At 43.2% G+C, this 19741-nt stretch carries 14 protein-coding genes and 1 rRNA gene; all 15 read left to right on the plus strand.

Translation table 11 applies throughout. The annotated features are described in order from the left end of the window. A 5S ribosomal RNA gene (gene rrf / locus ACIQCO_RS03285) occupies positions 1-95 on the plus strand; the annotation flags it as partial. A 113-nt stretch (positions 96-208) separates the two neighbouring features. Next, positions 209-664 carry a DUF4183 domain-containing protein gene (locus tag ACIQCO_RS03290; RefSeq protein WP_400425931.1) on the plus strand — a complete coding sequence of 152 codons (456 nt, stop codon included), beginning with the start codon at positions 209-211 and terminating at the stop codon, positions 662-664. Between the two features lie 65 nt (positions 665-729). Further along, a complete protein-coding gene (locus ACIQCO_RS03295; RefSeq protein WP_400425933.1) occupies positions 730-1065 on the plus strand; it encodes a DUF4183 domain-containing protein in 336 nt (111 codons plus the stop codon). 1027 nt (positions 1066-2092) lie between these two features. Beyond that, on the plus strand, positions 2093-6709 hold the full coding sequence (essC, locus tag ACIQCO_RS03300) for a type VII secretion protein EssC (RefSeq protein ID WP_400425935.1): 4617 nt from the start codon (positions 2093-2095) through the stop codon (positions 6707-6709). Next, entirely contained in the window at positions 6702-6953 is a 252-nt protein-coding gene (locus tag ACIQCO_RS03305) for a methyltransferase (protein ID WP_400425937.1), read from the plus strand. Before essC ends, ACIQCO_RS03305 begins: the two co-directional genes overlap by 8 nt. A 97-nt stretch (positions 6954-7050) precedes the next feature. After that, the gene (locus ACIQCO_RS03310) at positions 7051-7722 is read left to right on the plus strand and encodes a hypothetical protein (RefSeq protein WP_400425939.1); all 672 of its coding nucleotides are present in this window, start codon (positions 7051-7053) and stop codon (positions 7720-7722) included. Positions 7723-7727: 5 nt separating this feature from the next. Next, positions 7728-9182 carry an Mbeg1-like protein gene (locus tag ACIQCO_RS03315; RefSeq protein ID WP_400425941.1) on the plus strand — a complete coding sequence of 485 codons (1455 nt, stop codon included), beginning with the start codon at positions 7728-7730 and terminating at the stop codon, positions 9180-9182. A gap of 18 nt (positions 9183-9200) precedes the next feature. After that, complete coding sequence (locus ACIQCO_RS03320) at positions 9201-9392, plus strand: hypothetical protein (protein WP_400425943.1); 192 nt, start codon at positions 9201-9203, stop codon at positions 9390-9392. Positions 9393-9474: 82 nt separating this feature from the next. Next, complete coding sequence (locus ACIQCO_RS03325) at positions 9475-9777, plus strand: WXG100 family type VII secretion target (protein WP_387317984.1); 303 nt, start codon at positions 9475-9477, stop codon at positions 9775-9777. Positions 9778-10020: 243 nt separating this feature from the next. Beyond that, the gene (locus ACIQCO_RS03330; RefSeq protein WP_400425945.1) at positions 10021-10323 is read left to right on the plus strand and encodes a pore-forming ESAT-6 family protein; all 303 of its coding nucleotides are present in this window, start codon (positions 10021-10023) and stop codon (positions 10321-10323) included. Positions 10324-10410: 87 nt separating this feature from the next. After that, positions 10411-11742 carry an FHA domain-containing protein gene (locus tag ACIQCO_RS03335; protein WP_400425947.1) on the plus strand — a complete coding sequence of 444 codons (1332 nt, stop codon included), beginning with the start codon at positions 10411-10413 and terminating at the stop codon, positions 11740-11742. A 121-nt stretch (positions 11743-11863) separates the two neighbouring features. Beyond that, positions 11864-12652 carry a PP2C family protein-serine/threonine phosphatase gene (locus ACIQCO_RS03340; protein ID WP_400425949.1) on the plus strand — a complete coding sequence of 263 codons (789 nt, stop codon included), beginning with the start codon at positions 11864-11866 and terminating at the stop codon, positions 12650-12652. Continuing rightward, positions 12649-14604: a protein kinase domain-containing protein gene (locus tag ACIQCO_RS03345; protein ID WP_400425951.1), complete on the plus strand. Its 1956-nt coding sequence runs from the start codon at positions 12649-12651 to the stop codon at positions 14602-14604. Before ACIQCO_RS03340 ends, ACIQCO_RS03345 begins: the two co-directional genes overlap by 4 nt. Positions 14605-14606: 2 nt before the next feature. After that, the gene (locus ACIQCO_RS03350; RefSeq protein WP_400425953.1) at positions 14607-15236 is read left to right on the plus strand and encodes a hypothetical protein; all 630 of its coding nucleotides are present in this window, start codon (positions 14607-14609) and stop codon (positions 15234-15236) included. 15 nt (positions 15237-15251) lie between these two features. Next, the gene (locus ACIQCO_RS03355; protein WP_400425955.1) at positions 15252-19685 is read left to right on the plus strand and encodes an Ig-like domain-containing protein; all 4434 of its coding nucleotides are present in this window, start codon (positions 15252-15254) and stop codon (positions 19683-19685) included. The last annotated feature ends 56 nt before the right edge of the window (positions 19686-19741 follow it).

Raw genomic sequence — 19741 nt, forward strand, 5'->3', positions numbered from 1 at the left:
TCACACCCGTTCCCATACCGAACACGGAAGTTAAGCTTCTCAGCGCCGATGGTAGTTGGGGCAGGCGCCCCTGTGAGAGTAGGACGCTGCCAGGCAAAAAAAGAGACAACCTGATAAAGGTTGTCTCTTTTTTTGTTATATATAGGATAATTTCTCTTTCAATCCCCAATCGATTTCATACACTGATTATCACGGAGGGGATCATTAAATGACAAATCGGAAGAAAAAACTAAAAAAAGAGTTAGAAGAATGGCAGGAATTAAAAAATAGCATGAAAGTAAAGATTGAATGCAAACCCCATATTGAAGTGAACCCAACCATTATTGGCTGCTCCCCCATAACACCCTCTGATGTTTACATCATTCCCATCGTTAATCGCTATTTCTATATTTCCAAAGAGGATATTCAGTTGACGAATGGGACAGTCATTCCTAGCACATTGTTTTCAGGCGACGATGGAAACCTGGTGAAGGAATTCACCATTTTTAACCCGAATGGTTATAGTAATCTCTATATCAATGGTGTTATGCAGGAAGGAAAACTGTATGGGATTAGTCTCGATTCCATTTCATTCAGACCTGTTGCTCAAACGATTTTTGCCGGGACTCCGATTATTGTGGAATCCGTCGGCTTTATATGGAAACAGATTGGCCAAAATGGTTGAAAGAATCATAGGATAAGCCCGTCCCTTTACCTCTAGAAGTGCATTTACTAATAGGAGGTAAAGGAATGGAGGTGAAGAATATGGCACTTTCGCTTATTAATATCCATGTGAACGTCACTGGCACATCAACAAGATTTTTTGATGTTTTAGCAGCAACTTTAACGGTGACAAATGGGACAACCGTACCCGCAACAGATTTCTTGGATGACAGTGGTACTGCTGCAACTGCATTTCCTGTCGTAGCCAATGGATACTATAATCTATATATTAATGGTGTGCTGCAGGAAGGAGGTTCTTATACCGTTTCGGCAACAGAATTAACTTTTAATGGTGTAACCGGCACACTTTCTGCTGGTACTCCATTAGTTGTCGAAGCCGTTGAAGTGGCTACAGAGATTTAATTCAATAAAGAAAGAGACTGGTGTTTGTCAGTTAGCTCCCGAGTTTTTAAAATGGGGACCTGCTGTGTGAAAGAGTGGGATAAGCCCATCACCAATATATCTTGGTGATTATGGGGTTCGTCCGCTGTTTAGCTTCAGCGCCTGCCCAAAGGCGCTGAAGCTTTTCTTCTCCTCTTTGGTCCGCTTAAGCGTAACTATGAGCAGTTCGTTGTGGCAGTAGAGGAGAAAAAGCTATGAAATGGTAACCAATGAAGGTTATTGATGACCGAAACACCTGAAAAAAGGGAATGGAAATTATCTAGTGTAAATGATTTAATTACAAAATTTTAGACGTTCTCTTATGAACCGCTCTTATGAACCGTAACGACATGATTTCCTTCGAAAAGGGCTTTATAAACCGCTCTTATGAACCGTTACGACATGATCTCCTTCAAAGCGGGCTTTATGAACCGCTCTTAAAAAAGTAAAAAGTGGTAACCAATGAGGCCAATTGGAACCCGTCCGGCCTCGAAATCTAATAAAAAGGTATCCAATAGAGCCTATTGGAACCCGTCCGCCTCGAAATCCAACAAAAAGGTATCCAATAGAGCCTATTGGAACCCGTCCGGCCTCGAAATCTAACAAAAAGGTATCCAATAGAGCTTATTGGAACCCGTCCCGCCGAAAAATCCAATAAAAAGATTCCCAATTACCTTAATTGCAACCCAAACTCAGAGTTTTTTTACCCTTCACCATTACCCGCACCTTCACAAGCCCCCACCGATGACCTCTTCTCCCTTCAGCTAACAAAAAGACCGGTGTAAAAACGGTCCCTTAGTCCCATTACTAAAGGAATTTAGCCCTATCAAAAAAATGATATGATAAAGAAGTAAAAATTTAGGAATCCCAATTGTTAACATAAACATAATTCCAATGGACGGTATTGCAGCAAGGAGATACCTATCTCCATACGCCATTAAACCTATAAACAATGTGAAAATATACATTATACGATAATAGATTCAAGCTGACCGGGGAGAGATTTAATGTGATTTTAACATTATTTGACAGAAAAAAAGCACTCACCTTTGTATTGCCAGAGCGGGTGACAGGTCGTTATGTCCTTTCTACGGAAGATGAAAGTGGCAGCAAAATCGAGCTGATGGCGGTTGAGGCTGAAGACGGACAATGGTTCATAAAGTCCAATAAATATGCGTACATAAGTAATGCCGAGGGTCAAAAGCAAAACAAACAGCCGGTGGAACCATTCAAAACCTATACGATTAAGCGTGAAAATGAAAAGCCGTCGCTTTTATATGCAGAGCCATCGAAACAAGATCAATATATATATACAAAGCACTACGTTACTTCAAATGAGGTAAAAATCGGCAGGTCGAAAGACAGTCAAATTTGTTTTGCCAATAAATTAGTGTCCAATTCCCACTGTGTCATTGAATATGACAAAAACGGCAGAGCGGTTGTCCGTGATCTAAAAAGTTCCAATGGTACATATGTCAACGGAGAAAAGATCACCGAGCGCACCCTTAAAATCGGCGATTGTATCTACATAATGGGCTTAAAAATTATTTACAACGGGAAACTGCTGTCGTTAAACAACCCGCATCAGCTAGTTCTTTTGGAGCGCAATGCGTTTCAGCCGTTTGCTGCCGAAAAGCCAACAATAACGGAAGAGGAAGAGCTAGATGAATTTCAACAGGAGGAGGAAGCTGAAGAGCTTTTTTACCGCTCTCCTCGTTTTAAAAGAGAAATCGCTACGTCAGAAATCAAAATTGATCCCCCGCCACAGCCAGCGAACCCTGAAGAAACCCCGTTGATGCTGCTACTAGGGCCGTCGCTCACAATGGGAATGGCCTCTTTATTTATGGGTCTGTTTACTTTACAAAATGTCATGTCATCAAATGGGAACATCATTCATGCAATGCCGATGTTGGTGATGTCCTTTAGTATGCTTGTTGGGACGATACTTTGGCCGATTTTAACGAAACGGCATGAGAAAAAGACCAGGATAAAACGTGAAAAAATCAGACAGGAAAAATATCGCGCCTACTTAGTGGAAATGGCGAAGGTCATCGAAGAAGAACAGAAGCGGCAAAGTGAGATTCTGCATGAGAACCATGTCCCGATTGGGCATTGTATCGCTAGGATTCAAGCGCGGCAGCGAAATCTGTGGGAACGGACCCTTGGCCAGAATGACTTTTTAAAGCTGCGTTTAGGTCTTGGCAATTTGCCGCTCAATGCTGACATCAAGTTTCCGGAAAAACGCTTTACTCTTGAGGATGATGAGCTGCAAGCAGAGCTCTATAAACTGGCAGATACGCCTAAGGTCTTAACGGATGTACCCGTTACGTTCTCACTCTTAGAGGAAAAGGTCAGCGGGATTATTGGCAGCAGGGAAAAGGTAAAGGACTTTGTCGAGGGGCTGATTTTTCAATTAACAGCCTTACATAGTTATGATGAATTAAAATTGGTGTTTGTTTACGATAAACGAGAACAGGACATGTGGGATTTTGTAAAATGGCTGCCACATGTGTGGGATGATACGAAAACCATTCGCTTTATGGCCACTGATGCCAAGGAATTAAAAGAGCTGTCAGCTGTACTGGAAAAAGAAATTTCCCAGCGGCTCGAGCAAGCGGACGAATCAGCAGTCCCAAACTATGTTATTTTTTCGATGGATAAAAATTTAGCAGCAAAAGCGGAAATGTTCACAATGATGTTAAAAGCAAACCAGAGCATCGGCTTTAGTCTGATGACCCTTTATGATGAATTGAAAAACTTGCCGAAGGAATGTTCAGCGGTCATTGAACTGGATGACGAAGCGGCAAAGATTTTTGATAAAGATGATATTACAGGGCAATATACGGCATTTCGCCCCGATATCTATTTGCAGGAGGACCCGGAGAAACTTGCCATTCAGCTTGCAAACATCAAACTTTCTTCATTAAATAAGGCATATGCGCTGCCGGAGATGCTCACCTTTTTAGAAATGTTTGGTGTTAGTAAGATTGAGCATCTAAATGTGCTGACAAAATGGAAGGAAAATGATCCGGTAAAAACTCTGGAAACACCAATCGGGGTTGATCAAGCGGGGGAATTATTCAAGCTCGACCTCCATGAAAAATTCCACGGTCCGCATGGACTGATTGCCGGGATGACCGGATCCGGGAAAAGTGAGTTTATCATGACGCTTATTATGTCACTTGCGGTAAATTATCACCCAGATGAAGTGGCGTTTATTTTAATTGACTATAAGGGCGGCGGCATGGCGAATGCGTTTGTAAACCTGCCGCATTTAGCAGGAACGATTACCAACCTCGACGGAGCCGCTGTGAAACGTTCGCTGATTTCAATTCAAAGTGAGCTGAAGCGGCGCCAGGCTATTTTTAGCGAAACGAGCAAACGGGTCAATGAAAGCAATATCGATATTTATAAATACCAAAAGCTATACCGTGAAGACCGGGTCAGTGAACCGCTGCAGCATTTATTTATTATTTCTGATGAATTTGCCGAGCTGAAAACGCAGCAGCCGGAATTCATGGCACAGCTTGTTAGTGCAGCCAGGATTGGCCGCAGCCTTGGGATTCACTTAATTCTCGCGACGCAAAAGCCGTCCGGGGTTGTCGATGACCAAATATGGAGCAACAGCAAATTTAGAATCAGTTTAAAGGTGCAGGAGAAGGCGGACAGCATGGAGGTCATTAAGCGGCCGGATGCTGCCGAGCTCTCGACAACTGGGCGCTTTTACCTCCAAGTCGGATTTAATGAAGTGTTTATGCTCGGGCAGTCAGCCTGGGGCGGTGCGCCGTATTATCCAGAGGAAAAATTGGAGCAGCGCCGTGATGACAGCATCGTTGTCATCGATCATCTCGGCCGCGTTCTAAAGAGCGCCCGGATCGACAAGCGAAACACCCTGATGAAGAATCCGCCGAAGCAATTGGATGAAATCACGAATTACCTAGCCCATTTGGCGTCTCAAGAACAGGTGAAAGTGAAACAGCTCTGGCTCGAGCCGATTCCAAGTCAGATCTATTTGGAAAAATTGCTTGAAAAATACAACGTGCAATTTGAGCAAAGCTTTGCCTTAAATCCGCTGATTGGCGAGTACGATGACCCGGCAAATCAAAGCCAGCACATCCTGAGACTGCCGTTAACAGCGGAAGGGAATACCGTCCTTTATGGTGTCGCCGGCAGCGGAAAAACTACTTTCTTGGCGACGATGATTTATTCACTTATGGAAGAGCACACACCGGAAGAGGTCCATCTATACCTATTAGATTTTAGCAGTGAAACATTAAGCTGGTTCAAAGAAGCGCCCCATGTCGGTGATGTCGTGCTGTCACATGAAAGCGAGAAGGTTACCAACCTATTTAAAATGTTAACGAAGGAAATCGAACGCCGGAAAAAGTTACTTTCCAATTATGGCGGCGATTTCGGCACTTACAATCGCTCAGCCAATCAAGCGCTCGCTTCGATTGTTGTCGTGATTCATAATTACGCTGCTTTTTCGGAGATGTATGAGGATTATGAAGAAGCCATTTCTTTCTTGACACGCGAAGGACTCAAATACGGAATTTACTTTGTCGTTACTGCAGCAAACACGGGAGCAATCCGCTATCGTTTGCTGCAAAATTTCAAGCAGCTGTTAGTCCTGCAATTGAACGACACAACGGAATACTCAGGTGTATTAGGCAGTGTTGATGGTGTCTATCCTTCGAAATATAAAGGACGAGGCATTTTTAAAACGGGCAGTGTGTATGAATTCCAGACCGCTCTGATAACCGATGACACAACGGATATGTATCGCTTTATGACGAATTATTGCTTGGAGAAAAGCAAGGGGTGGCAAAAGGCGAGGGCAAGAAGGATTCCAATTCTCCCGGAAAAAGTCGATCGCGACTTTTTTGCCGCCGGCGAACTGAAAACCACTCAGCCGGGAAATGTACCAGTAGCGGTTGAGAAAAACACGCTGGCGATTTCTTATTATAACTTTAGCGACTCACTAGTCAATCTTGTGCTTACAGGCAGCAGTGATGAAGAATGCACTCAGTTTATCCAAGGTGCAGCCGAAGTGCTTGCGGCGAGCGGGGAGAGTGAAGTAATTGCGATTGACCCGTTACATAACTTCCGGACAGATTCGAACCGGAACTATCGCTATGTGACCGGAGCCCAAGCAATCGAAGAGACGGTTGTGTATCTATTTAACACCCTTGTCTACCGTAATAACACGACAAAGGATGCGGTCGCGGACGGTGCGGCTCCGCCGGTATTTGAGCCCATTTTCTGTGTGATTGATTCGTTCATTGTGATGAATAACAGCTTATCAGCAGATGGTAAGGATAAGCTGACGGTGTTTTTAGAGAAGGGCAGCTCGCTCGCCGTCCATCTCATCATTGGCGACCAGGCCGACCGTATCAACTCGATTTCCTATGAAAGCTGGTTTAAAACTCAGGTTTCGCAAAGCGATGGAATTTGGATTGGCAGCGGCATTACCGATCAATATGTATTGAAGACAAATAAGACCACGAGCGAGATGTATCAGGAAATACCGAACGACTTTGGTTATGTGATTAAGAAAGGGAAGCCGGTATTAGTGAAGCTGTTATCTTCGGCAGCTGTGAGTGAGGAGGAATTGATTTATGGATAAGGTGTTAGTGGAAGTATTTATCCCTGCTGCCAATCAAACATTTGATACCTTCCTCCCGCTCAAAAGCCCGCTTCACGAAGTTGTGCTGTTACTAGCGAATACGATGACCGAATTGTCACAAGGGTATTTTACCGGAACGGAACAGACTATTCTTTGCAGCCGGTATACAGGGGAAATCTTTAATATTAACAGCACTGTTGAAGAACTCGGCTTCAAAAATGGGACAAAGCTGATGCTGCTATGAAAAAAGAACTTGGGAAGGAAGGTGTCCGATGAAAACCAATAAAAGGATTATGATGATCATCCTACTAATCCTTGTCGTGATAGGAGGAACGGGTTGTATGAATTCAGAAGGCAAAATTCTAAATTATTTAGAAGATAAATATGGTGAAAAGTTTGTTGTTGAAGGTAAAAAAGAGGGCAGTATTTTATTTTCGAAAATGTATGGAAAAGATAAATTATTTGTTTATCCAAAAGGAAAACCTGAATTAATTTTTGCAGCGGGACAAAGTCGTTCAGATGAAGTTAACTATTATGATGGGTATATTTCCGCTGTTTGGGGAGATGAATTGACGAATAGCTTAAAAGAAGAGTTAAAAGGAAAGCTTCCTGAAGGAAGTGTTTATCGGGTTTTTGTCAATTCGCAAGAAGACGATCCCAGTATGAAGGATATGTCTATTTATGATTATCTAAATAGAGAAAACAAAAATCTCATGGTGGTTTTAGAGGTTGCGATTAAAACTACTAAGGAACCAAATTTAGATGAGTATCGTGATGGTTTATATCAGGCTTTTGAAATAATAAAGAATTTACAATCAAAATACTACACACTTTCCGTAGGGGTGGTTGATAAATCTGAAGATATTCAAGAATACATTAGAACTTCAAAAGTTAATAATATACCGTGGTCAAACCTTGATGCTAAAGTCTATGGCTATTTAGTAGTTGATGATTATGATGATATTAAAAGTCCGGAAGAATTGATAAGCAAGTATAAGCCCGTTAAGGAGTAAACGCTATGACCCTATCAAATTTAACGGATCAGGATAAATATATATTATTGCAACTTTCGTATCTAGATATTCCTAAATCTTTCTCAGATAATAAGAAAAAAACTTTGGATGAAATATTAAATAGGATGAGTACCTTAGATGATTATAAAAAGGATGAATCCTTTAAAGCAGTCTACAAATATATAACAAGCCCAAAAGGCAGCAACCTGGCCAATATTCAATTAACTGGTTACCAAAACAACAACCCATCATGGAAAGAGGCTTTTCAAGGTAAGTTTAATTCCGGCTTTGTCGGTTATGGTTTGCAGGATGAGGAAGGGAACGCCACCGCATTATTTAGAGGCAGTGAAAACCCCTTTAATCCACTGAATTTTTTGACAGACTGGACCTCCAATATTGAAGCAGGTATCGGCCAGGAAATCCAGCAGCAGAAAGAAGCAGCGCAATTCTATAAGGATTATATTTTAGGGGCCGAGGGCGACTCCTTTGTCATGGGACACTCCAAAGGCGGAAATTTAGCCAATTATGTGTTAGTTAATTATTTCAATAAGGATGAAAAACTCAAATCCTATGTTGTCAATGGCGCTCCGATTAACTGGTGGATTCTCTCAAAGGAACAGAAGGAGATTTTAAAAAGCGAGAGGAATATGTTTATCGTTCATGAAGACGATGCGGTTTCACAGCTAGGGCATGTACCCTATGTCAACAAGACGGTAAAAACAAAGAATAAGATGGGTAAATTGGCAGTGATCTCAGCAGTCCTTGCTTATGGTGTCCTTGCCCTCGATGCCCATGACTTGAAGGCAGTTGAGTTTGATGAATTCGGAAACTTCATTGGGGCATCTGACGGGGCATCTGGCGGCCGAATGGCTGGAAACTTTGTTTTTTCCGGGATTATGCTTCCCTTATCCTTTGAGGCTCTTACGGATAAAGCAATGGCATCCGTCAAACAGGCCGTGTTCCAAATGTTGATTGTTACAGGGGCAACAGCGGTGGAAATGAAGAACAAACTTGATGAGAAGCTGCTGCAAATCAAAATAGAGTGCATTCGCAATATTTTTACAGTCATGAAGGTTTCACAGAAATTAAAGCAGGAAATAAGCCAGTTTTTCGACCAATTCATTGATAAAGCAAAGTCGTTTGCTGCAACGCTATGGGGGAAACTTACCGGCGGTCACGGTTTTGCAGTGGAACCGATTCTAAAAGTTGATCTTTCGAGGCTCGCTTACTATTCTTCGAGATTACAAGCATTAAAGCGTAGAACGCAGCATGTGAACAGCATGATTGATAGTTTGTATCGTGAGGCCGATCTATTGGATTTGGGGCATGTGTTAAAGGCAGATATGCTCACGACCTTTCATTTCAGACTCAATGATAATATCCAGTATCTTAACAGGACAATGGAATTATTGGAAAAAGGCGAGGCGGCATTACTGAGAAAAGCAGAAGCGATTCGCTAGTTTAAGGGGTGTGTTTCTATGGATGCAAAGGTGAAAAATAAGATTGATAGCATTATTGCCGAACTTAATGCGCTTGCCCGGGAGCTTGATGATATCTCGCAAGGTATTAACCGGGAATTCAAGGGGATAGGTGCCGTTAATTGTGCTTCAAGTCTGCAAAGCGCGGCAGGGAAGTACAGGGCGGTTATTCATGAGTTGAGAAAGATGTAAGGAAAAGGGGCAGTATCGATACTTTGAGAATTGGCCAGCTCCAGGGCGCTTGCGCTTTTCTATTTGAAAGGAGGTGATATGGATGGCTCGATCGATTATGGTTGATCCGGCGAAGCTTGAAAAGGCGGCAACGGGCATTGATCAGCAGGCCGCTGATTATGAAAGGCTTTATAAACAGTTGTTTACAGAAGTAGAGGCAATGGGTGCTGCATGGCAAGGGGCAGATAATCTTGCTTACGTGACCCAGATTAAAGGATTTACCGATGATTTCATGAAAATGAAGGCAAAAATGGATGAGTTCTCTCATTTCCTGAAGACATCAGCAAAAACGTATCGCGACACGCAAAATGAGGTTATTAGCGGTGCGAAACGATTATCGAACTAATTTATCTTTGCATCTAATGGGTGTTTTTAAAATAGCTGTGTTAAAGCACATTGTTGATTTTGACCCGAATGTTGATTGGAGTGGAAGGCGCGAGACTCCTGCGGGAGTAGCGGGACAGGTGAGACCCCGCAGGCGCTTGATTCGCCGAGGAGGCTCACCGCCCGCCCCGCGGAAAGCGAAGCGCCTGGAACGGAAATCAACATTCACATCTAACACAGCCTTTAAAAAAAGGGGGTGGACCAAATGACGATTGAGGGAGTTAAAATTTCACTTGGTGAGGTTAGTAAAACGGCCAACCAAATCAGAAATTTAAACAACAACTTGTATGTTAGATTACAAGATATTAAGAAAGAAATGAATGCGCTGAGCCAGACATGGAATAGTGATGCATCCAATACGATTCGTGCCAATTTCAACGCATTTTCGGCACGGTTTGATAACTATCGTGAAGTGGTGGAAAGTTACTCGAAATTTTTGGATGTGACAGTCACCAATTACGATGCCACAGAAGCGGCGATTAACAATAACGCCAGCCAATTTAAGTAATCGTCAAATCCATGGAAGGGCAAAAGCTGTCATGAGCAAGCAGCCCTTCCATGCTAATAGGAATCCAACAAAAGGGGTCGGACAGCCTTGATCAAACAAATGAATTTAAATGTGGAGAATTGCCGTGAATTTTTATTTTTTAAGGTGGACGGCGATGTAGAAGTGGCCACGAATGAAATTGGCTTGCTGGAAAATAGCCAAGTCTTCGGTTTGCTGTCGATGGTTGTCATCGAAAAAGAGAAGGATGTTTATTTTAGGTATGATTTGTCTGCATGGGAAAATATCAGACCGCTATTTTTTAAAGGATTCTCAAAGGAACGGTTACACAGGTTTCTAACAGATATAGTAGAAACTCTTCTTCATTCAAAAAAAATCGGTCTGCAGCTGGGGAATATTGTCGCGGATAAAAGATATATCTATATCGACCCATTAGCAGGAAGACCGTTATTTTTCTATATGCCGATTAAAAATAACCAATATGAAACCGGCACCGTTAAGGACTTTTTAATAAGTTTACTTTGGATGGCACCGTATGACGAGGAGGACGATTTGTCTTTCTTTATGAAAATTCATAATTACCTTGTTCAGGCAGAGGAGATTGATTTGCTGGACTTTAAAGAAACGTTAGAGGCGCTTGCGAGTGTTCGGGACGAGTCTGTCCAGCCGCAAAATGATTATAGGGAACCTCTGGGGAAGAAATCAACTGGTGGTTCCACTGGAAAAAGCTCCCCTTCAAGGCCGGCAAAAAAGCAGCCCGCCGGAAAAAGGGCTAGTTTCTATAGCCCAGGCAAAGGTGAAGTTCTTCTTGAAGATCAAAATGAGGGTCAAGTCTCACATAATCGGAGTGTGACGCACGACAAGCAAACAGGCCAAAAGCTTGAAATTGAGGAAGAAATTCAATACAAACGGGTAACAAGAACGGAGCTTGGGGAAACTCGAGCCGCTGGGGAAGTGGCGGCAGCATTGGCTGCGACTCAAATTAATGTCGTTCACCAAAATGGGCAGGGAATTTTCGTTGAAATTGAACATCAGGATGAAGGAACAACCGTTTTAGGTGTGGCCGACGAAGAATCTCGTGTTTTAGCTGTGGCCGATGAAGGCACGACTACACTGGGAATCGATGCTCCCCAGCCGTTCCTATTAACTGTCGCGAATCGCGAGAAAGTCGGGATTGCTAAGGATGTATTTAAGCTTGGCCGTGATGCTAAGAATGTCGACTATATTTCTAATAATAAAGCGGTTGGCCGAGTCCATGCCCATATCCTAACCGAGGATGGGGAGTACTTTTTAAAAGACAACCGCTCGACAAATGGAAGCTTTGTCAATGATATCAAACTCGCCAGGAATGAAAAGGTGAAAATCAAGCATGACGACCGAATCACGCTTGCCAACGAAGAGTTTATTTTTAAGGTATATTAAAAAAATTTGAGCTTATTAGATCGCAGCTTCAGATTCGCCGATAGAACCGTGAAATTCGCCGATAGAACTGCTAAATTCGCCGATAGAACTCTATAATTCGCTTAAGAAAGGCGGTGAATGCATGTCATTTCAAATTGCTTATCATACAGACGCTGGAATTAAAAAGAAAACGAATCAAGATGCCTTGCTCATTAAAACAGCAAAATCGCCTAAGGGAAGAATCGGTCTGTTTGCCGTTTGCGATGGTATGGGCGGACTTAGCCAAGGTGAATTGGCGAGTGCCACTGTCATCAAGGGGGTGTCAGACTGGTTTGAAACAGAGCTTTCCGAGCTGCTCTTGTCAGACAACGAGCAAATTGAAACGGATATCCAGCAGCAATTAGCGGAAAGTGTAAAGGCGCTGAATCGAAAAATTTTAGCGTATGGAGATGAGAAGAGGATTAAGCTGGGAACGACAATCACAGCGTTATTGATAGTTGAATCCAAGTATTTTCTTTTACACGTCGGCGACAGCAGAGCCTACCGGATTCGAGACGGCCTTTTTCAATTAACAAACGATCAAACGCTAGTGGCCCGGGAGCTTGAACGCGGTAATATTACCGAAGAGCAAGCGAGAATTGATCCGCGCCGCAATGTCTTGCTGCAATGTGTCGGTGCCTCACCGGAGCTGGACCCTGTCATATCACAAGGTGAAGTAAAAGAAGGTGATCTGTTCATGCTCTGCACGGATGGCTTTTACCATGAAATCAGCGAGGATGAGATATTCACTAGTCTCAGACCGGCCCGTTTTTCAAAAGAGAAGCAGATGAAGGAAACGCTTGTCAGGCTGGTCGACTTGGTAAAGAAACGCATGGAAAAAGATAATATTTCCGTATTAATAACGAAAGTAACTGCGGGTGAAGTATCTTGATTAAAATCGGCACCATTATTGATGAACGTTATGAAATTTTAAAAGAAATCGGCCGCGGCGGCATGAGTATTGTTTATCTTGCGATGGATAACAGGCTCAAGAAATCGCTGGTCATAAAGGATATCCGCAAACGCGCCAATAAGAATGACGAATTACTTGTCAACAGTCTTGTCGTTGAGGCGAATATGCTAAAAAGATTGGACCACGGCGCCTTGCCGCGCATTTATGATGTTATTGACCGCCAAGGCGAAATTTACGTGGTGATGGATTATATTGAAGGCGAATCGCTGAAAGAGAAGCTGCATCGTGAGAAAACGGCTTCAGCTGATGAGGTCATTGATTGGGCGAAGCAGTTAAGTGATGTCCTCGGCTACTTACATACGAGAAAGCCAAATCCGATCATTTATCGCGATATGAAGCCCGATAATATCATGCTGACCCCAGAGGGGAAAATCAAGCTGATCGACTTTGGAATTGCCAGAGAGTTTAAAACAGAAAATACGACTGATACTACGAATCTCGGCACAAAAGGGTATGCCGCTCCCGAGCAGATATCCGGTGCTCAGACGGATGCGAGAACCGATATTTATAGTTTAGGTGTGACCCTCTACCATTTAGTGACAGGAAAAACCTTAAATGATCCGCCCTATGAATTAAAGCCGATTCGAACGTGGAATTCTTCTCTGCCCGAGGGGCTTGAGCATATTATTTCTAAATGTACCCAGGCAGAGCCGGGGAATCGTTATCAAAGCTGTGAAGAGCTAACCTATGATCTAGTGAATATCAACAAATTAACACAGGGCTATAAACGGAAGCTTTTTAAAAAATTGGCTGTCTTTCTGATTCCGGCCGTTCTGTTCCTCGGATTTTCGACGACCTCTGTCATGGGCTATAAAGGGATGAAGAATGAACAGCTCCAAGATTATTTAAGTTTAATTAATGACGCAAACAGCTATCTCCAAAACGGTCGCGATTCGGATGCGATAAAAATTCTTGAAAATGCCATTAAGCTAGATAAGAGCAAGGCCATGGCCTACAACAATTTACTAGATATTTATATTCGTAGAGGGGAAGCAGATAAAGGACTATCGAATATTGAACGATATATCGATGAAGGCTATGGCAATGTTGACAGCAATAACGAGGTTCTGTTCAAAGTAGGGATGACGTATTTCGATGTCGAAAAGGATTATTTCCGTGCCCAGGAATTTTTTAACAAAGTGGAGGTAAAGGCCAAGCCGGAGGTCGAGTACTACAGGTCTTTAGCGACAACGATGGGGAGTTTAAATATTGACTATAAAAAGTTTGCCAATGACTTGGACGATTTTGAAAAATTCACCGATAAAGCGCGCAATGATGCTAAAAAAATTGCCAACTACAATTCATTGGCAAATATTTACTTGTCCTATAAAGCACAAATTCCAAATGCGAACACAAGGGCGATTCAATTGATCGACAGAGCGAACAATGTGTTAGCGAAATTAGATGATGATGTCCTCGCTAATAAATATGCCCGCGATTTTGAACTGAAATTAGCACAGGCCTATTACAGCAAAGGCATTAATTCGGAGGATACAACGGCAGCCACTGGCGACTTTGAAGAAGCGATCCTACATTACAACAATCTCCTTGAGGATCGCGATGATTTAAATCAAGAAGAATACATGATTAAAATCGGGACGATTTATCAGGAAATGCGCATGCTTGAGCGGGCGGTTGAACAATTTGAGATTACAATCAAGCAGTTTCCCGCGAGTCTTAATGCTCATATTAAACTAGGAAACTTGCTGCTTGATATCGAGCAGCCGAAAGAAGAGGCTCGAAGGAATTATGCGTACGCCTTAAAGGTATACGAGCAGGCAGCGAAATTAAAGGATGCTGTCAAGGATGAGGGCTTCTTAAAGCTGAGAAAAAGGTATATGAATTTGAATCTGGTAGGGCAGGGGGGATAAAGGTGGAATATCAAACAATCTTTTATGGCGGCCTTGCCGGTGCCATCCTCTCTCTCATAATCTCGGTTATTCTTTTTATCAAATTAAATATTTCAGAAGTGATCGAGGATTTAACCGGATTTAGTTTCCACAAGTGGGTCAAAAAGCTGAAGGCCCACTCTCGTTCTAAAGGCGAACAGAGTGTTAAACCAATCACACGGGAGATTCAGCCCCGCCGCGATGTCGAATTGGAAGTAGCGGCGTCAGGTGAGGTTGATGCAACGGAACTTTTGACAGCAGCTGCCGATGACGAAACCGAATTCTTGGCGTCAGCTGACGCAGATGCGACCGAGCTATTGGAAGCGAGCGATACAGATGTGACCGAGTTTTTGGCTGAGGCAGATGCGACCGAACTCTTGGCTGCTGCGGCTGATACCAAGGTAGCTGAATTTTTGGCAGCAGCTGATGCAGATGAAACGGAGCTTTTGGAAGAAGCTGCAGCGGAAACAGAATTATTAGCAATCGGGATTGAGGAGACAGTGTTGTTGGATGTAGCGATAGAGGGGTCTTCCGTGTTAACGGGATCGGCTTCAGAAAGCAAATTTATTATAGAACGAGATGTGGTCATCGTTCATACGAATGCAGCTATATAAAAGGAGACAAATTAGATGGGAGAACTGATTAATAAAAGCTATAAGCAGAATAAATGGTTCGTGTGGATTAGCTTTGCCATCATCATGCTCAGCTTTGTGCTTTTGTTTACCAACCATGTACGATCACAAAATGAGACGAGCAGATATATAAAGCTGAACGGCAAAACGTGGGATATCGAAAAAGAGCCAAAACCGGAATGGTTTACGAACCAGCAAGACGTGGCGACTTTTACAATCGACCTGAAAGAGGATTATCAAAACTATCTTAGCTCCATTGAGCAGCCTGACGATGAGGGAACAGAAGATCCGCCACAACCACCAGCACCTGCAGATGTCGTGCAGCCCTTTACCATCGGCGCAACATACGATAGTAAAGCAGCAAACTCCATTAAGGTAAGCAAAATCAATGAGGATGCTGTTTTTAAAGGAGAGTATAAGGTTGAGGTTTCTTTGCCTTCCCAAAAAGATGGCCGGTTAGATGTAACTGTTGATTTTTCCGCCAATACATGGGGGTTCACAGGGAAGCCAGCAAGCTTCAGCATTGAAAGAGATACCGTCAAGCCGAAACTCAAGCTCTCCGGCATTAACAAATCGATTTACACTGATCCGGTTGAGTTAAATCTCCTCGTTTCGGAGCAGAATTTTTTCCATGAAGATGTTTCTGTTCTCGTTGTTACGGATGATGAAGAGGGGAAAGGTCAGCCGGCTGAAATTAGCTGGGATAAGAAAAACGCTAACAAAGGAACGGTCCCGTTTACCGATTCCGGGAAATACAGTGTTACGGCCTTCCTTGTCGATAAAGCCGGCAACGAAAGCGACAAAGAAACGGTTACCTTTACGATCGATAAAGGCGATCCGAAAATGTCTGGAGTCGAGAAAGAAGGATTATACAATCGGGATGTCGCCATTTTGTTTGAGGATGACGGACGCATTACAAAGGCAGTTGCCACATTGGTGCGGACGTATAACGGCGAACGCTTAGAACAGGAAATCGATTTTACCCCGAAACATCTTGGCTCGCGGCAGAATAGAAAAGCCGAACTTACCTTGAAGGAAGAAGGTTTTTACGAAGGAACGGTCACGATTACTGATAATCAAGGCCAGAATTTTAGCTATCAGCTGTCGTTTACGATTGATAAAACCGCACCGTTGATTTTGGTTACAGGAGTGGAGAACCAGCAGAAATATAACGAGAAAAAAGCGGTTGAAATCACAATATCGGAAGATCTTAAGCTTAATCCGGAAGCATCTGAAGTGAGCCTGCAAAAGAAATCGATAGGCGGCAAGCTTGAAAACCAGTTGTTAAATCTGGATTATTCTGCAGATGGCAGGACGGCCTCCGTAAAACAAGAGTTCGAAGATGGCATTTATGAGTTGACGATTTTAGCAAGCGATAGTGCAGGCAATAAAACGAAGAAAACGGTTCTGTTTACCATTGACAGCCAAAAGCCTGAGCTTGAGGTCCTTATCGGTGGAAAGGCCGTAACGGATCAAAAGCATTATGCCGATGGACAGCTTAGTGTCAAGATTACCGATTTGACTTTAGATATAAGCAAAACGATCTTGACAATCAACAATAAAAATGTGCCCCTGATAGTAGATAAATCAGGGACGATTGCTATGTTAAAACAAGATATGATTTTAGCTGACGGTGATTATCAACTTTCCTTAAGCTCGGCCGACGGATTAGAAAATAGTGAATCGTTCGGACCGCTAACTTTTGTTGTGGATACCGGAGCACCGGAAGTGGCGCTAACCGGAATCGAGCCGGGTGCTTTTGTTAAAAACGGTACGGTTACGATCCAAGTAAAGGAAAAAAATTATCAAACCAATCTCGTTACTTATAAGGTAGAAAAACGGAATGGCGACGGTCAATTTGCGGCCTATCAGGACGAGCGCTTCGCCAACTGGGAGAATACAGCTGAAATTTCCACCCTGGCACTTCCGTTTGGTACGAATGAAAAAGCCGATAGCCGCTATGACGGGGAATATCGTGTGACTGTAACAGCGAAAGACGCTGCCGGACATGAAGTGGAACAAACCGTTCAATTTACGATTGATGCGACGGCACCGAGGGTGGCAACGGAATTGAGCTCAGAGTTTAATAAAGGGCATTACGCTCCGTCCGGAACGGTTTCCATCATTGTCGATGAGCCGCAAGCGAATTTTGAGACGAACGATGTCAGGATTGATATTAAGAAAAAAGACGGTACCTTGTTTAAACAGGCAGAGGGTATCAGCGGAACCTGGACCCAGAGTTCGACGCGGGCCACTTACCGGATTGTTTTTACGGCAGATGCTGTAGACAATGAAGGCGATTATCTCATTACAGTTGATGCCAAGGATAAGGCAGGAAATGCAGCCGAGCAAAAATCGATTGGTTTCACAATTGACCATAGTGCCCCAGTGTTATCCATCGATCCTGAATTTTCCGGTAAGGTTTATTTTAATAAAAATACAAGCTTCAATTTTAAAATAACCGATCCGAACATCGATTTAACGGGTAATGAGTTAACAGTCCTGAAGGATGGTTCTGTTTTTTCCAAGGTAGGAAACATCAAGCTGCAGGCTGGCAGAAGTGATACAGGTGTCGGCGCGTACACGTTCAGTGAGGATGGCGATTATTCGGTAACGCTTGCTTCGACGGATAAGGCTGGCAATAAAGGCGCCAAAGTGGTCAGGGATTTCATCATCGACCAAACGCCGCCGAAGTTGACCATTTCCGGGGTAGACATTAATCCGAACCAGCATCATTATTATCCTGACCCGAAGCAAATCACGATTGCAGTTGAAGATCGAAATTTTGCCGTAGAGGATATCGATCTTAAGATCACAAAAGATGGTGTGCAGGTTCCAATGGGGGAATGGACGAAAGGCTACGAATTCACCAAAAGAGGCCGTTTACTAGTCAAGGCACTGGTGGCAAAGACACTTAGCGGGGATGGCGACTATACAATTGCCCTAAGTTTAAAGGACAAATCGGGCAACCGTTCGACGATTCCGGCCTTTGGCTTTACGATTGACCAAACAAGACCCACCATTGAGATTCAAGGGGTAGAACAAGATGCCTACTATAATACCGATAAGCAAATGGATGTAACGATCAAGGATAAAAACCTGAAACTGAACAAGATTCAGGTGACAAGGGACGGCAGCAGCTACAATGCCGGAAGCTTCCGTGTTAACGGCGATACGGCCGCACTCAGCCATCTGTTTAGCAAGGAAGGCACATACGAAGTGATTGTCGAAGCGGTTGACCAGGCAGGCAACAGCTTTAGCCGTAAAGTGAAGTTTACGATTGATAAAACGGCGCCAGTGATTACGGCTAAATTCAAGGGTGAAAATCGCGTGATTCAAGACGGAGAGTATATTAATAAAATTTTCACGCCGCAATTTGTCTTAGATCAGCCAGAAGATACGATTGTCTCAGTTACGCTAAACGGCGGGGCGAATATCAATGGTCATATTCCAATGGCGGCAACTGAAATGGAATACCACTATCATGTTGCTGCCAAGGATAAAGCCGGAAACGAAGCGATGTTTGATATTAGCTTTACTTTGGATATGACAAGACCGGAATTAACCATTTCAGGGGTACAAGATGGCTTTTTTAATAAGAATATCACGCCAGACGTCACGTATTCTGATCTACATTTAGATAGGGGCAATTCAACGGTTACCCTTAATGGGGACGAATTTAAGAAAGACCAGAAGCTTGAAGACGAACGCGATTATGTGTTAAAAGCGAACATTTTCGATAAAGCGAAAAATGTTCATGCACGAACCGTTGTCTTTACGATTGATAAAACGGCACCGAAGATTACCTTTAAGGAGCCGATTTCCAGTCAATATTTTAATAAGAGCATCATCCCTGGTCTTCTAATTGAAGACTTGAGTGACTACGATATTATTTCTCTGACTTTAAACGGTGAGCCGTATACAATCGGTACGCCTATTGAAACGGAAGGGAAGCATGTCCTTTTCATCGAGGCGAAGGATAAGGCTGGGAATATTCAGCAGATGAGTGTTGAATTTATTATTGATATGACGGCTCCAAAGGCCATTTTCGAAGGCGTGAAGGAAAAGAAGAAGTACTACGAAGCGGTTAAGGTCGGAATCCGTTTGGATAATCCGGAGGATACGATCAAATCCATCACCGTGAATGGTGAGTCCTTTACTGGGGATGCCATGACAAGAGATGGCTTTCAAGTGATTAAAACAACGCTTAAAGAGATCAAGCCCTATGAAATTAAAGTCCTTGCAGCCGATCAGGCGGGAAATGAGAGCACATCAACGCTTTCATTCGAAATCGCCGAAAAGAGTGCACTCGTCAAATACTACGAAAACAAACCACTCTTCGCCGGCTCCATCGCCGGGGCTGCACTCCTCCTAACAGCAGGCGGAGCGGCAGTCGTCATTAGAAGAAAAAAAGTTGAGGATGACAATTAACAAAACTTTTTAAGGAGCCTTCATTACCGTGTGGTTTACTTCCACTAAAGGTAGGG

The organism is Neobacillus sp. NPDC093127 (assembly GCF_044754175.1).
GTDB lineage: Bacteria > Bacillota > Bacilli > Bacillales > Cytobacillaceae > Neobacillus.

Excerpts from the sequence above, each read along its gene's own strand:
- ACIQCO_RS03315 (WP_400425941.1), top strand. The coding sequence starts at position 7,728 with ATGACCCTATCAAATTTAACGGATCAGGATAAATATATATTATTGCAA.
- ACIQCO_RS03310 (WP_400425939.1), top strand. The coding sequence starts at position 7,051 with ATGAATTCAGAAGGCAAAATTCTAAATTATTTAGAAGATAAATATGGT.
- ACIQCO_RS03330 (WP_400425945.1), top strand. The coding sequence starts at position 10,021 with ATGACGATTGAGGGAGTTAAAATTTCACTTGGTGAGGTTAGTAAAACG.
- ACIQCO_RS03305 (WP_400425937.1), top strand. The coding sequence starts at position 6,702 with ATGGATAAGGTGTTAGTGGAAGTATTTATCCCTGCTGCCAATCAAACA.
- ACIQCO_RS03325 (WP_387317984.1), top strand. The coding sequence starts at position 9,475 with ATGGCTCGATCGATTATGGTTGATCCGGCGAAGCTTGAAAAGGCGGCA.
- ACIQCO_RS03290 (WP_400425931.1), top strand. The coding sequence starts at position 209 with ATGACAAATCGGAAGAAAAAACTAAAAAAAGAGTTAGAAGAATGGCAG.
- ACIQCO_RS03340 (WP_400425949.1), top strand. The coding sequence starts at position 11,864 with ATGTCATTTCAAATTGCTTATCATACAGACGCTGGAATTAAAAAGAAA.
- ACIQCO_RS03355 (WP_400425955.1), top strand. The coding sequence starts at position 15,252 with ATGGGAGAACTGATTAATAAAAGCTATAAGCAGAATAAATGGTTCGTG.
- ACIQCO_RS03320 (WP_400425943.1), top strand. The coding sequence starts at position 9,201 with ATGGATGCAAAGGTGAAAAATAAGATTGATAGCATTATTGCCGAACTT.
- ACIQCO_RS03295 (WP_400425933.1), top strand. The coding sequence starts at position 730 with ATGGAGGTGAAGAATATGGCACTTTCGCTTATTAATATCCATGTGAAC.